We start from the raw sequence: 14,165 nt of genomic DNA, 5'->3' as shown, positions 1-14,165 counted from the left end.
GTTTTGAAGATTAAAAACAAAGCTAATTGCAACGTAAAAAACCAAAAACTGTCTTTTCAATACTACAAAGTAAAGGAAAAAAGATAAGATGATTCTGCTCTTTAATGGTTACGAATGCTTAAAAAGCTGTTTTTTTGACAAAAATCAACAGCAATTTTAAACCTGTATTATTAATAATACACTTAAACCCTGAATTAATCTCCTAAAATCAAAAAATGATCATCGATAGAGCACAGGTTTTCCTACGTTAACATTAAATAACTACGGAAATTTCTAGAGAATGATTTGAACTAAAATTGGATTAGATCCTGGTCCGGATACGGCTCAATGTCTCCAATCTGATGGCAAGGAAAGAAGCAATATATTTTAAAGATACCCGGTTAATCAGATCTGGAAAAGAAACCAGAAATCGTTTATATCTTTTTTCTGCAGAAGAAATTCTGCAAATATAGGCACGTTCCTCTGCCGAACGGTAATATAACTCCATCATCTTTCTACCCACAATGTTCGCTTCTGTAAAGTTTTCAAACAGATAATTAGATAAAACATGCGGAATGGCAATTAAGTCTACATCTTCCAATGCCTGCAGATGCTCCTCTGAATGACTTTCTACCCATAAATTGCGTATTGTTCCTACCACTTCATCTTCTTTTGAAATCCAGGTGGTAATTTCGGCATCGCCATCTTTTATAAATCCCCTAACTATTCCTTTTACAATTAAAAACAGGAATTTATTCGGATCACCTGGTGAAATCAGATATTTATTCTTTTTATAACTAACCGGAAATGTATGTTGATTAATGCGTTTTTCTATCTCTTCATTTAACGGATGAAAATTTTTAAAAAAAGCGATTAGCGGCGATAAATTATTATATTTCTTCCACCTGTCTTTATCAGATAAATTAACTGCGATCATAGAAATTACGGTTTGGATAGATGACACCCTTAAATAAGAGAATTACACCGTAATAATAATAACATAGATTTTAAAAAAGAAGTTTTTATTCACTTATAATTGAAAATGACGTTAAAATTCTTTCTCAACACCTAGGCCAAACAAAGCAAAGTCGTACTTAACCGGATCCAATGGGTTAAATTCCTTTAACCGGGTAGTTAATTCTACAGCGGTTAACCAATCTGTTTGCTTTCGGTCGATGAGGCCTAACAAACGCCCTACCCTATCTACATGCACATCGCATGGACAAATCAAATCTTTAGGCTTTAGCGTATTCCAGATTCCGAAATCAACACCTCCGTCATCAGCTCTCACCATCCACCGTAAAAACATGTTCAAACGCTTGCAGGTCGATTTTTGTTGTGGTGAAGAAATGTGTTTTTTGGTCCGGTGCGGGAAGTCATCCAATGAAAAAAAATACTGCCTGAAATAATTGAGACACTCCTCTATCGAAACCTGGAGCTGTCCGGCCATACAAACCTCTGAAGCAGGATATTTCGCTTCTCCATCAGCAATCTCCAGACAGGCATCAGGAAACAGCTCCGGCTTAGGTACAAAGGCCAGCTCTAAACTATCAAAACGGCCGTAATGCATTTTGAAGAAAGAAATAAAATAAAGAAGATCTGTATCATTAAAGGTGCGGTGCTTAAAATTCAGCAAACGCCTCAAATCGTCATCACTGTGGTGAAGCACAAAATCATAAGGAGCATTATCCATCCGGTTGAGCAGCTCGCGGCATTTACTGATAATCGTTTTACGTTGCCCCCAGGCCAAAACCGCAGCAAAAAAACCTGAAATTTCGATGTCCTGCTTTTTATCAAAAAGATGCGGAATACAAACCGGGTCGTTTGCGATAAAATCAGGCCGGTTATACTGATCAACTTTACGGTCAAGAAAATTTTTCAGTTCCAGAAATTGCATATAAGTAATTATTTAAACGAAAATAGCTGAACTGCAGTGGCCACTTAAACCGGATTGAAACGGTATCCTTTTTTGTTTTCGGGATTTTAATGAAGCCAGCACTTCAACAAAAAAGATATAGTGTAAAGCCGGACGATCATTAACTTAGAACGGCACCTGCTTTCCAAAAAACAAAAAAATCGGGCAAATGTTAACCATCATGCCCGATTGAAATTTTAGGCCAATGCCCTTTCCAGGTCTTCTAAAAGATCGTCGATATCTTCCACCCCAACACTTAAACGGAGCAGGTTATCAGTTACACCAACCTTTTCCCGCTCCTCTTTCGGAATAGAGCCATGCGTCATGGTAGCCGGGTGATTTATTAAGGATTCTACCCCACCTAAAGATTCGGCAAGGGTAAATACTTTAAAGTTAGATGAAATCCTAAAGGTTTCTTCTAAATCAGCACCTTTCAGTGTAATCGAAATCATGCCTCCAAAACCGCGCATCTGTTTTTTAGCCACATCATGGTTTGGATGATCTTCAAAACCCGGCCAATAAATTTTGTCAACTTTTGGATGTGTTTTCAAATAATGCGCAATACGCTCCCCATTTTCACAATGTGCTTTCATTCGGAGATGAAGTGTTTTAATCCCCCTCAAAACCAAAAAAGCATCCTGCGGACCAGGTGTTGCACCACATGCATTGTAAATAAACCAAAGATCTTTATACAATTGCTCATTATTGGTTACCAAAGCGCCCATTACTACATCAGAGTGGCCGCCAATATATTTGGTTACCGAATGCATCACAATATCAGCACCTAAATCAATAGGATTTTGCAGGTATGGCGATGCAAAAGTATTGTCAACAGTCAAGATTAAATTTTTCTCCCTGGTGATTTTCGCTACGCCTTCAATATCAATAATCTGCATGGTTGGATTGGTAGGTGTTTCTATCCAAACTAATTTTGTCTTATCATTGATGTACGGCAACATATTTTCCGGCTTGGAAAGATCCAGAAAATGAAATTTGATTCCGTATTTGGTGAAAATTTTAGTAAAAATACGATATGAGCCACCATAAAGATCATTTCCTGTGATCACTTCATCACCCGGTTGCAATAATTTTAATACGGCATCAGTAGCACCCATTCCGCTTGAAAAGGCCAGGCCGTACCGGGCATTCTCTAAAGCAGCTAAACAATCTTCCAAAGCTTTACGTGTAGGGTTTGTTCCTCTGGAATACTCATAGCCCTTATTATCTCCGGGAGATTTTTGCCAATAGGTAGAGGTTTGATATATCGGTGTCATTACTGCACCAGTAGTTGGATCAGGCTCCTGGCCTGCGTGTATGGCTTTTGTTGCAAATTTCATTTTCTTTAAGGTTTTTGATGTTAGAAACTAGATTTGAGACAGGAGATTTGAGATTACATCTTATCCCCATACCTCCCCACTCACATCTAACTCGTATATTAAGATCATTAGTCAAAAAATTCTTGTGACCAACAACTCTAAACTTATTTTAAAAACATGTGCAAGGAGACTCACGACTCCAAACCCACGACTGACCTAATATGCCCGTGCAAAAAGCACTCTCTGAATAGATGGTTTACCTGAATAAATACAAACCCCATCCTCCAGTTTATTATCTAACGGAATACAACGGATTGTTGCTTTCGTTTCTTCTTTTATTTTTTGCTCTGTTTCTGGCGTTCCATCCCAATGTGCGGAAATAAAACCAGCTTTGGTATCTAACAATTCCTGAAACTCCTGATAACTGTTGGCTTCAGTAATGTGCTCATCGCGATACGCCAATGCCTTGTTGAACATGCTTTGCTGAATATCTTCCAATAATTTGGCTACGTAAATATCCAGGCCTTCCTGTGGTACCGTTTGTTTAACTTTGGTATCCCTGCGGGCAATTTCTACGGTTTTATTCTCCAGGTCGCGGCCACCGATTGCAATACGTACCGGCACACCTTTCATTTCGTAATCTGCAAATTTAAAGCCCGGGCGTTGCGTATCACGATCATCATATTTAACCGAAATTCCCATACCTTTTAAACGTAAGCTTAGTTCGTTCACGTATGCGGAGATTTTAGAAAGATCCTCATCACTTTTATAAATCGGAACAATAACCACCTGGATCGGTGCCAGTTTAGGTGGAATAATCAATCCGGAATCATCACTGTGCGCCATAATTAATGCCCCCATTAAGCGTGTAGAAACACCCCACGAAGTAGCCCAGACATGATCTAATTTTCCATCTTTGCCCGTAAATTTAACATCAAAAGCTTTTGCAAAATTCTGACCCAAAAAGTGCGATGTACCAGCCTGTAAAGCTTTACCATCCTGCATTAAAGCTTCAATGCAATAGGTATCTAAAGCACCTGCAAAACGCTCATTCGGCGATTTACGTCCTCTGATTACCGGAACTGCCAACCAATTTTCTGCAAAATCGGCATAAATATGCAACATGCGTTCTGTTTCTTCAATGGCCTCTTCTGCTGTTGCGTGTGCGGTGTGCCCTTCCTGCCATAAAAACTCTGCTGTACGTAAAAATAACCGGGTACGCATTTCCCATCTTACCACGTTCGCCCATTGGTTGATGAGTATTGGTAAATCACGGTAGGACTGGATCCATCCCTTATAGGTATTCCAAATAATGGTTTCTGAAGTTGGCCGAACAATTAGTTCCTCTTCCAATTTGGCAGTTTCATCAACGACGATGTTGCCATTACCATCATTTTTAAGTCGATAATGTGTTACAACAGCACATTCTGTCGCAAAGCCCTCAACGTGAGAAGCTTCCTTTGAAAAAAATGACTTTGGAATGAATAATGGAAAATAAGCATTTTGATGTCCGGTATCTTTAAACATTTTATCGAGTATCGCCTGCATTTTTTCCCATATAGCATAGCCATTTGGCTTTATCACCATGCAACCGCGCACAGCAGAGTGCTCTGCCAAATCTGCTTTTAATACGATATCGTTATACCACTGGGAATAATCTGCTTCCCTACTTGTAATTTCTTTGCTCATCTTATGTATTTGGAACGTAATTTGTACGTTAAAAAGTTTAAAATTAGATGGCAAATTTATAAATTTATGCCTACAAACGATTAACAATAACCCCAATTATTTTGCGGCCGTTTTTGGAGTAAAAAAATAGGCAATAATTAGTTACTTTTGATTTGTTTATTAAATAAGTAAACACACACAACTAAATATAAACACAATGAAACCAATTCAATTCTTACCCATTGTCATGATTGCCGCTGCAGGGCTGGCGGCCTCGTGCTCAACATCAAAATTGGCTCAAACTAAGCCAGTTGATGATGTGTATAATTCTGTTGCGAAAGCCAGAGAGGTGGAGGTTGTTCTCCCTTCTCAAAATCAACAGGCACAGTATCAAAATAACGGTCAGGAAGAATATGATGAGTATTATGGAACAAGCAATCCATATTATGACATGGATTATTCCTCCAGGATAAACCGCTTTCATAACGGATATAGCTTTCAGGGTTATTATGATCCCTATTTCGATAATTATTATTACGGCAGCAGTTATGGGCCATCCAACTATTTAGGTATTGGTTTAGGCTGGAATAGTGGCTATGGTTTAGGTGGCTGGGGCGGCGGCTTCGGTTATGGCGGAGGATGGGGCTTCGGCAGCATCTGGAATAATCCATTTTACTATGGCAACTATGGCTTCGGCTGGAATAATCCCTGGGCATGGAATGCCTGGGGGCCTTACTCATACTACGACCGTTTTGGTTGGGGTGGTGGATATTACGGCGGAGGCTGGGGTATCGGCGGCGGATACTATGGCGGTGGCGTTTATAGCAATTCAAATTACAGACCAAGACCCGGAAATACGATGACGAGCAGAGGTTATGGAAATAATAGCGGAAATAATGCTGGCAGACCTAGCCGGTCTGGTATGGTAAATCAAAATGGTGTTTCATATGCACCAAACAACAATGCCGGCAGACCTACCAGAAGCCAGGCGAATGGAAATAATGGCTATTCAAGACCTGATGTAAGTGGCTCGAGACCCGGCAGAAATGAAAATTATTCACCCCAACCACAAAGAACAGAAAGCAGACCTACTTATTCCCCTCCTCCAACGAGCAGAGGCAGTAGTGGTGGCGGATCATATGGAGGTGGTGGTTCTACCGGAGGCGGTTCCCGTCCATCAAGAGCAGGGAGAGGTTAATTAAGATACTAAACACACAAATGAAAAAAATCATTCTAGCTTCCCTAGTAGCTACAGTAGCTGCTATGGGGACAACATATGCCCAAAGTTATGCACCTGATGCATTCCGTTTTTCTCAAACCAATTATGGTAGCTCTGCCCGTTTTAAAGGAATGGCTGGTGCGCAAATTGGCGTTGGTGGAGACATCGGCTCCATTAGCGCAAATCCTGCCGGGCTAGGATTGTTTACCAAATCAGAATTTAGCATAACCCCTGAATTTAATTCTGTATCTAATAACAGTGCGTATTTAGGAAATAACACTGAGGCTAATAAAAGCCAGATTAACCTGAACAATATTGGTGTAGTATTTTATAGCCCCGCAGCTAAAATGAAAGGATCTGATGTTAGCAAAGGTTTAGTAAGCACAGTATTCGGATTAAGTTACTCAAGAAATAATGATTTTTTAAATAATATAAGCTACAATGGTATCAATAGTGCAAATTCGATAAGAAATGCATATGTTGACCAAGCAAATGATATTGGTATTGACGGAACCGTTGCTGGTGATGCTTATCGGAGCACATTAATCAATTACGGAGCACCAGGTTTTACAAACAGTTATTCAGCAGCTCCTTTTGGCAACAACAGCTTCAATCAGACTTGGATAGAAAACAGATTGGGTTCTACATCTGAATTCAATGTAGCTGGGGCATTAAATTTTGCCAATAAACTGTATCTGGGGGCTACCGCAAGTTTTGTTAATGTTAAATACATTAGCGATGCGGCTTTTACAGAATCTGGCATTTCAAATTGGTATAATGAAAAACAGAATAGTTTTTCGGGTAATGAAAACTACAGCTTAAACCATTTTAGAAATCAGGAGACTAAAGGAGGAGGTTTTAATCTAAAATTAGGAATGATCTTTAGGCCTGTTAATGAATTAAGGATAGGCGTTAATTTTCAAACCCCTACTTGGATGAATATCCAAGATAACGTTTCTGAGACTTTACAAGCTAACCTAGGTGGAAATAGTAATAATGGCCCTGACAGTTTTAGCAATAGCCCTAAATATTACACATTCACTTATAATCTGCGCACGCCTTTAAAAGCATCAGCAGGATTAAGTTACATAATTGGAAATATGGCCTTAATTTCAGCAGACGTAGATTATATTGATTATTCTTCTATACGCTTCTCGGCAGATAATGGTTCTGATTTAACCACCATACGAGTAAATAATCAAGATGTAAAGGATTTTTATAAAGAAGCCATTAATTACCGTATTGGAGCTGAAATTAAGGTGAGTCCTCAGGTTAGTTTGAGGGGTGGCTACGGGTTAAATGGTAATGGAATTAAAGGCGGAGACAAGTCATTTTTTCAATCACAATATTACACCGGAGGCATTGGTTATCGTATAGATAATTACTATTTCGACGTAGCCTATCAAAACCTACAAACCAACTTTAACTCTTCCCCATACGAGCTTTACAATTTTTCTGAACCTGTTGCACAGGTTAAAAATAATAGAAATAATGTTTTCCTAACTTTTGGGGTAAGATTTTAAAAAAATAATAAATTATTGAAAGCCATAGCCTCGATGAGGCTATGGCTTTTTTTTGGAAACATAATTTTTTACATCCCTAATAATTAAAAAACAAATATTAAATACATATGTGTAATATCCTATTAAAATAAAATATATAATTAATTATATATAAATAAAATATTAAACATACAAGTTAGATATTTTAACTAATATTACAGTTAAATAAAAACCTAATTATGAAAAATAAAATTTATTGCATTTTAGTTATTACTGTGTTATTTTCATGTAAGAAAGAAAACAGGAAGACAGACCAAATGCCAGAACTAACAACAACGGAAAAACAGGATTCAAAAGCTGCATTTTCTAAAGTCTTGGCCGCTGCTCTAGAAAAGGAACCCGATTTAAGATTGTTTATCAAAAATGAAGCACTTAAACAATTCGACATGGACAACGATGTCCTTTTTCAAATGGTAAAAGATGAACAAATACATGGAGGAAAAACATTTTACCAAATAATAGCTCAATATGCTCCGTCTAAATTAGATTTTGATAAAGCAATAGAAAATCTTCCCACCTTAACCATAATGGTTCCAGAGATACCAAATTTTACACCGCAAAGCTGGGATACAAATACTGAATTACCTTTAGTAGCTGTGTCTCCAGCAACTAAAATTTATGATAAAGTGACACTATATAATGCTAAAGGAGAAAAAACTGAAGTTCCATTCGGTCTTGTTCCTGGATACCCGGTGGTGGTTGTTAAAGAAAATGAAAGAGTAACATTAAAGAATTCACCTGGCAATAAAATCTCATTAAAAAACTCATTTGTTAGCTTATCCTTTGTTAATAAAGCCTTCAATAGATCTATAGCAAACCCATCTGCAAAAAATCTACTACAAAGTGCTCTACATCCTGAAAAAACATCAAGATATGTCGATCTTCCGCTTGTAACAAACATACCTGAAAGAACAATTGACGAAAGAGTAATTGAAGCTTTTGATTTAGGGCTAGACTGGCATAGAGATTATATATATTATGGGCTAAATCCTGCTCAAAATGTTACCAGAGGAAAATTTAACAACTCCTACCAGGAGCATATAGTATCAATAAAATTAAAAGATAATAATTACGGAAAAATAAGCGATAGCGATAGCGATCCCAAATCAGTTGACGAATATTCATATCGTCCAGGCGATCGCCCTCTTCCGGTACTCTGGACTGACGGATATTTTGATATTAGGATAAGCATTTTAATAAATTCCAAAAATGGTGGAAGTTCTCAAATTGAAAAAGCTTTTTCGTTAAAAGGATCAGATTTGTTTGATGTAGTTTATCAAAGAGATGGCAATTCTTTACGACATTACAGAGTAAGTATAACACCTAAGGAATGCTTTTTAAATGAACCCATAGCTGCATGGGATCTAGAAAATTATGGCTCACAGTGGAAATTTATTGCAAAAGAGTTTGATCTCTCTCAAGATATTACATTATCATACACAAACACTACTACTTACGCAACAAATTTTCAATATGACGTAGGTTTTGGGGAAAAGGTAAAAGTAGGAGCAAAATTTGGAGCTACTCTGACAGAAAGCAATACTAACTCTTTTCAAGTTAAAACTACTGTTGGCTCTGATGATCTTGGAGAAGGTATATTAGAATTTTCAACTCCAATTATCTTAAGGAAAGAAAGAGTAGAATACACACCTTCAAGACCACCTCGTGATGGTAGTCAACCACCATACTATAAAGATAGATACGTAACCAACGATGTATCAACTGGTTCAATGCTTATCTCAGTTGAACCCAAAAAAATCAGATAGTTATTTGAACATGAACTGTTAAAATAGCTTAATATCGGATGGCCCAATCCTGTTAATCTGGGCCATCCTAAATTTGCAAAAAAATAAATCAAATATTTAATCTAAACAAAAAAGGATACCCAATCCTGGATACCCTTATCACTATTTACTAAACTAATTTATTTAATTCACATCCCACCACAACCTGTCTGTAAGTTTGGCCTTTTGCTGCGGTTGTGGATTGGCGACAATTTCTGTATTGGGATAGAGTACCCGTCTAGGAATCTCTGAAAGCGCATTTTTCACTTTCGTTAAAACCGGGAATCCGGTACGGCGCCAATCGGTATAATTCTCTGCATTTAGGAAATTAGAGATAGATTTCTCTTCCATAATTAAACGGAGTGCATTTGCAGCGGTAAGTGTTCCCCTTGAAGCAATATATGTATTTATATCGGCAGTACTGACTCCAACTTTAGTCATGTGCTGCTTTATCCCCTCCTGGTAAAAAGGTTGTGCAGCTGCAAAACCTGATGCGACCAAAGTAGCTTCAGCTTTAATAAACAAGGCTTCGGTATAATTTACGAGGTAGTTATTCGCATTCGCACCGGCATAAAAATCGGCAGGAATGGAATAAGACTCCAGACTTCCGATTTCGGGCAGGCCGATTTCTCTGCCAGTATATAAACCAGTTTGTTTTGCTGGTTTAACCATTTTGCTTAGCCGAGGGTCATTACGTGTTGTAAAAGCATCAACAAAAGTATTGGCCAGGACAAATGTGCTAGCTGGTAAAAAATTCTGCTGCCATGGATTTTCCGCACCGGCAGCACCACTAAAAGCAATTTTTGCATCATCATCATTACTTTGCATGCCATTGTTTATAGCATTTAAAGCCAGTTGCGCCTGTGCTGTTGCCGTGTTTCCCGGTGCTTTACTTAAATGCATATAATAACGTGCTTTTAAAGTATAGGCCAGTTTTTTCCACTTCGCCATGTCACCGGCATAGATGTAATCGTCACTTCCGGGTGTAAGCCCGGCATTCTTGCCAATATCAGCAATGCCCTCATCCAATAAGGTTTGAATCTGAGCATAAATTTGCTGCTGACTATCGTAAACCGGAGTCGCCTGGTTTATTCCCAGAAATGCCTGACTATAGGGAATGTCGCCCCATGCATCTGTTGCATACCCGAGTGTATAAGCTGTAAGAATTTTAGCAATTGCGGTATACTTAAAATTACCACCAGCTGCAGCCTTCATTTTTAAAAGGTTTAGGTTATTCAGGGTTCTAACATATACATTGTTCCAGTCGCCATCCATATCAATATTGTACATCAAATAAGTTCCAAAATTTGGCGCCACCTGGTTAAGTGCCATTACCTGCATATATTGTTGCAGCACTACACTTAAATTTCCATCACCAGATGCATTGATATTTTGAGAGATCAGCATTTGTATTGGTGGCAACATCAACGACTCTTTAACATCAATTGGTCTGTTGGGATCATCGTTTACATCAAGGTATTTTTTGCATCCCGCCAATGCTACCATTAGGGCAAATACTAAAATAAAATATATCTTTTTCATGTTATTATTGCTAGTTGTTAAGGTCTATAAGGTCAATTTCAAACTAAAGTCAACAGATCGTGAGGTTGGCGTGGAGAACGAATAAATCCCTTGCGAACCATTTGATGAGCCAAATGAGCTAACCTCCGGATCACCACCTGTAAAGTGTGGAGCATAAATCCAAAGGTTGCGGCCCGTTACCTGAAAACCAATGGTTTTAAAAGGTGATTTTTGCAGCCACTCTGGTTTTAAATTATAACCGAGGCTTACATTACGTAATTTCACATAAGTTCCATCCTGAATTACAGATTCTAAAACACTATTTACACGCTGATAATAGGCCTGTCCCGACACCGAAACCGTATTTGGCAAACCGGTTGTAGCATTAATACCCTCCACTACCCTCGGACCGCGATCTTCTGTAACCTTTGGTGTACCATAAAAATAGCCATAACCATCTACATTATTTTGAATGTCTCCCCCCTTTTTCATGTCAAAAGAGAAACTGAAAGTAAATTGCTTATACTTGAAATTATTTACAATGCCCCCCATCCAATCCGGATTAATGTCACCAATAATCCCCTGAGTATCGGCAGCAAAAGGAAGACCGGTATCATCTGTCAATAATTGTCCGGACGCATTACGGGCATAACGGGTGCCATAAATAACACCATAAGGCTGATTAACAAAAATAAAGGTGAAGCCATTGCCAACCTGGTTCAGGTCTTTATAAATAGAAAGCACTTTGTTTCTGATGCGGCTGTAATTAATAGTCAAATCCCAGCTAAAATCTTTCGTGGTAATGGGTTTGGCATTTAACAGCACTTCAATACCACGGTTGCGCATCGATGCAGAATTTACACTTGTAGCATTAAAACCGGTTGAGGGCGCCAAAGCAACCGTTGGGATAATCCCGTTTTTGGTTTTCTTATCAAAATAGGTAACTTCTAAACCTATACGGCTTTTAAAGAAACCGGTTTCCAAGCCAATTTCAACCTCGTTTATACGTTCGTTTTTAAGATTGGGATTGTTAAGGGTCTGGCTGATTAAGAAACCTGATTGTCCCTGGTAAGGGAAAGTGGTGTTTCTTATCGTTTGCGACTCGTATGGTGTGAGTAAGCTATAGGCACCAATACTTGCATTACCCACAGTACTGTATGATACGCGAAGTTTACCAAAGTTCATCACATTGGAAAGGCCTGGCGAAAAGAAATTAGAGAAAATAAAACTCGTGGCAGCCGAACCATATGGGTAAAAAGTATTGTCTTTAGCCAGCACTGAAGCCCCATCATACCTACCAGTTAGAGATAGGATAATGAACTTCTTGTAATCAATATTAGATTGCAGATAAAAACCTACTTTGCGTGTGAGGTAACTGGTTTCGGTAAACTTAACTGTAGAAGTGGAACCAATGTTATTAAACCCGGGAATGGTAATACCCAAACCATTGGCATAACCATTTTGTGAATAAGTAGAGATGATGTTGTTTCCGAGTAAAGCTTCGATGTTAAAATCTCCAAAACTTTTATTCGCATTCAGCATCAAATCGTTATTGTATTGTCTGAAATTGGTATTATTATTTACAATCCTTCCATTGGGATTAGAAACTGAAAGCAAAGATTCCGTGTATTTGCCCTGCTCTACATATACATCAGCACCAAAACGTTCTGTAATGGTTAACCAGTTTAGTGGCTTATAATCGGCAGTAAATGTGGGCAGAAAACGGTTAACTATTGAAGTATTACTAATATTATCTAACACCCAGTAAGGATTATTACGGGAGAAACGATATAAACGCTGGCTCCCATCGGGATTTGTAGAAGGTTGCAAATTATAAGATACCGGTGCCGAAAAAATAGTCCATACCGGGCTTTCTAAAGCATAACCTTCTGGTAAACGGCGGTTTTTGGTATTGGCATAATTTAAGGAAAAAGTAACATTCAAATCTTTTACAATCTGCGTAGTAAATTTTCCAAAAAGCGTATTACGATCGAATGATGTGGTTGGTACTGTTCCGTCCTGAGCAAAATTGGTATAGGATAAAAAATAAGAATTATAAGCACTGCCACCGGTAATAGCTACTGTATTTGAGTATGTTTTGCCTGTTTTAAAAAACAAATCAGACTGATTATACAACGGTGCTGGCTGGCCGTTGATTTTTAAGGTATCCATTCTTGCACCCCAGGAGGTGCTGGTTTTTTGGTTTACACCATCAAAGTACACACCGTTAGAACCTAAGGAATATTTATTCTGGATTTCTGGTAACAGCGGTTTCTCCATCGAAAAGGAAGAAGAAAAGCTGATACTGGGCTTTTTATTAAGTCCACCATTCTTGGTGGTGATAATGATTACCCCTTTTGCCCCATCCGATCCGTACAATGCCGTTGCGGCACCGCCTTTTAATACATTGATGCTTTCAATAATATTGGGATCAAGATCGGCAATACGATTGGTACCAGGCCCGGAGTTTAGGTTACCCGTTTCGTCATTATTGACCGGAATACCATCAATTACCATTAAGGCCTCATTATTACCATAGAGGGAATTTGCACCCCTGATTACTATGCGGGATGAACTTCCTGGCGTGCCAGAAGAGCTGGTTATCTGTACCCCCGAAACTTTACCCGCCAATGCATTTACCAGGTTAGGTTCTTTAGATTGGGTAATCTGATCGCCTTTTACTTCTTGCGAACTATAGGTTAAATTTCGCTTTTCGCGTTTTACACCCAAGGCAGTTACCACAATCTCATTTAGGTTTTGCTGGTCTTCACTTAAAACAATAGTAATGTTGCTTTGTCCGTTATATGCAAATTCTTTGTTAATGTAGCCAATTCCACTAAAAATAAGTGTAGCAGGATTTGTACTATTAATGGAAAATATCCCCTTCGCATCAGAAGAAGTACCGCCGGTTGTTCCTTTAACTTTTACTGAGATACCTGGAATTGGCTGTCCCTTTACGTCAGTAATTTTGCCACTAATAAGCGACGTTTGACCATAAATCTGTACAAAACAGAGCATGGCCAATGTGAAGAAGGTAATCTTTAGTTTGGTCATTGTTTTCGGTTTAGTTAGTTGTATGACCAAAATTAGGCTTATAAAAAGCCAGATTAAATGATAATTTTAACCCGTACTAATCATAAATTAACACAAACGTCTGGTTCATTTTGAAAATTCCAATCATTTTAATTGTATTTATTTCAA

8 protein-coding genes and 1 pseudogene are annotated in these 14,165 nt (G+C 38.3%); 3 read left to right on the top strand and 6 right to left on the bottom strand.

The window, feature by feature from the left end; genetic code table 11:
• Positions 1 to 301: 301 nt before the first annotated feature.
• The 4 genes and pseudogenes from ABEG20_RS06080 to proS all read right to left on the bottom strand — a co-directional run bounded on the left by ABEG20_RS06080 (position 302) and on the right by proS (position 4,899).
• Positions 302 to 916, bottom strand: a complete 615-nt coding sequence (locus ABEG20_RS06080) for a Crp/Fnr family transcriptional regulator (RefSeq protein WP_406826494.1) — start codon at positions 914 to 916, stop codon at positions 302 to 304.
• A gap of 111 nt (positions 917 to 1,027) precedes the next feature.
• Positions 1,028 to 1,876 carry a TIGR02757 family protein gene (locus ABEG20_RS06075; RefSeq protein WP_406826493.1) on the bottom strand — a complete coding sequence of 283 codons (849 nt, stop codon included), beginning with the start codon at positions 1,874 to 1,876 and terminating at the stop codon, positions 1,028 to 1,030.
• Positions 1,877 to 2,091: 215 nt separating this feature from the next.
• A pseudogene (locus ABEG20_RS06070) lies at positions 2,092 to 3,234 on the bottom strand (cystathionine gamma-synthase); the annotation flags it as partial.
• A gap of 192 nt (positions 3,235 to 3,426) precedes the next feature.
• Positions 3,427 to 4,899 (bottom strand): proline--tRNA ligase, encoded by a 1,473-nt coding sequence (proS, locus tag ABEG20_RS06065; protein ID WP_406826492.1) that lies wholly within the window; start codon positions 4,897 to 4,899, stop codon positions 3,427 to 3,429.
• Between the two features lie 196 nt (positions 4,900 to 5,095).
• On the opposite strand from proS, the gene ABEG20_RS06060 reads away from it, so the two are divergent.
• The 3 genes from ABEG20_RS06060 (at position 5,096) to ABEG20_RS06050 (ending at position 9,425) form a co-directional block, all read left to right on the top strand.
• Positions 5,096 to 6,076: a hypothetical protein gene (locus ABEG20_RS06060; protein ID WP_406826491.1), complete on the top strand. Its 981-nt coding sequence runs from the start codon at positions 5,096 to 5,098 to the stop codon at positions 6,074 to 6,076.
• Positions 6,077 to 6,096: 20 nt separating this feature from the next.
• The gene (locus ABEG20_RS06055) at positions 6,097 to 7,620 is read left to right on the top strand and encodes an OmpP1/FadL family transporter (RefSeq protein ID WP_406826490.1); all 1,524 of its coding nucleotides are present in this window, start codon (positions 6,097 to 6,099) and stop codon (positions 7,618 to 7,620) included.
• A 218-nt stretch (positions 7,621 to 7,838) separates the two neighbouring features.
• Positions 7,839 to 9,425 (top strand): hypothetical protein, encoded by a 1,587-nt coding sequence (locus tag ABEG20_RS06050; protein ID WP_406826489.1) that lies wholly within the window; start codon positions 7,839 to 7,841, stop codon positions 9,423 to 9,425.
• Positions 9,426 to 9,587: 162 nt separating this feature from the next.
• On the opposite strand, the gene ABEG20_RS06045 is transcribed toward ABEG20_RS06050, so the two are convergent.
• On the bottom strand, positions 9,588 to 10,985 hold the full coding sequence (locus ABEG20_RS06045; protein WP_406826488.1) for a SusD/RagB family nutrient-binding outer membrane lipoprotein: 1,398 nt from the start codon (positions 10,983 to 10,985) through the stop codon (positions 9,588 to 9,590).
• Positions 10,986 to 11,009: 24 nt separating this feature from the next.
• Positions 11,010 to 14,018: a SusC/RagA family TonB-linked outer membrane protein gene (locus ABEG20_RS06040; RefSeq protein ID WP_406826487.1), complete on the bottom strand. Its 3,009-nt coding sequence runs from the start codon at positions 14,016 to 14,018 to the stop codon at positions 11,010 to 11,012.
• Positions 14,019 to 14,165 lie beyond the last annotated feature (147 nt).

It is taken from the genome of Pedobacter sp. KACC 23697, from assembly GCF_045348445.1.
Taxonomy (GTDB): domain Bacteria; phylum Bacteroidota; class Bacteroidia; order Sphingobacteriales; family Sphingobacteriaceae; genus Pedobacter.
The sequence above is the reverse complement of the archived record's forward strand: the minus strand, read 5'-3'. Positions and strand labels throughout refer to the sequence as shown.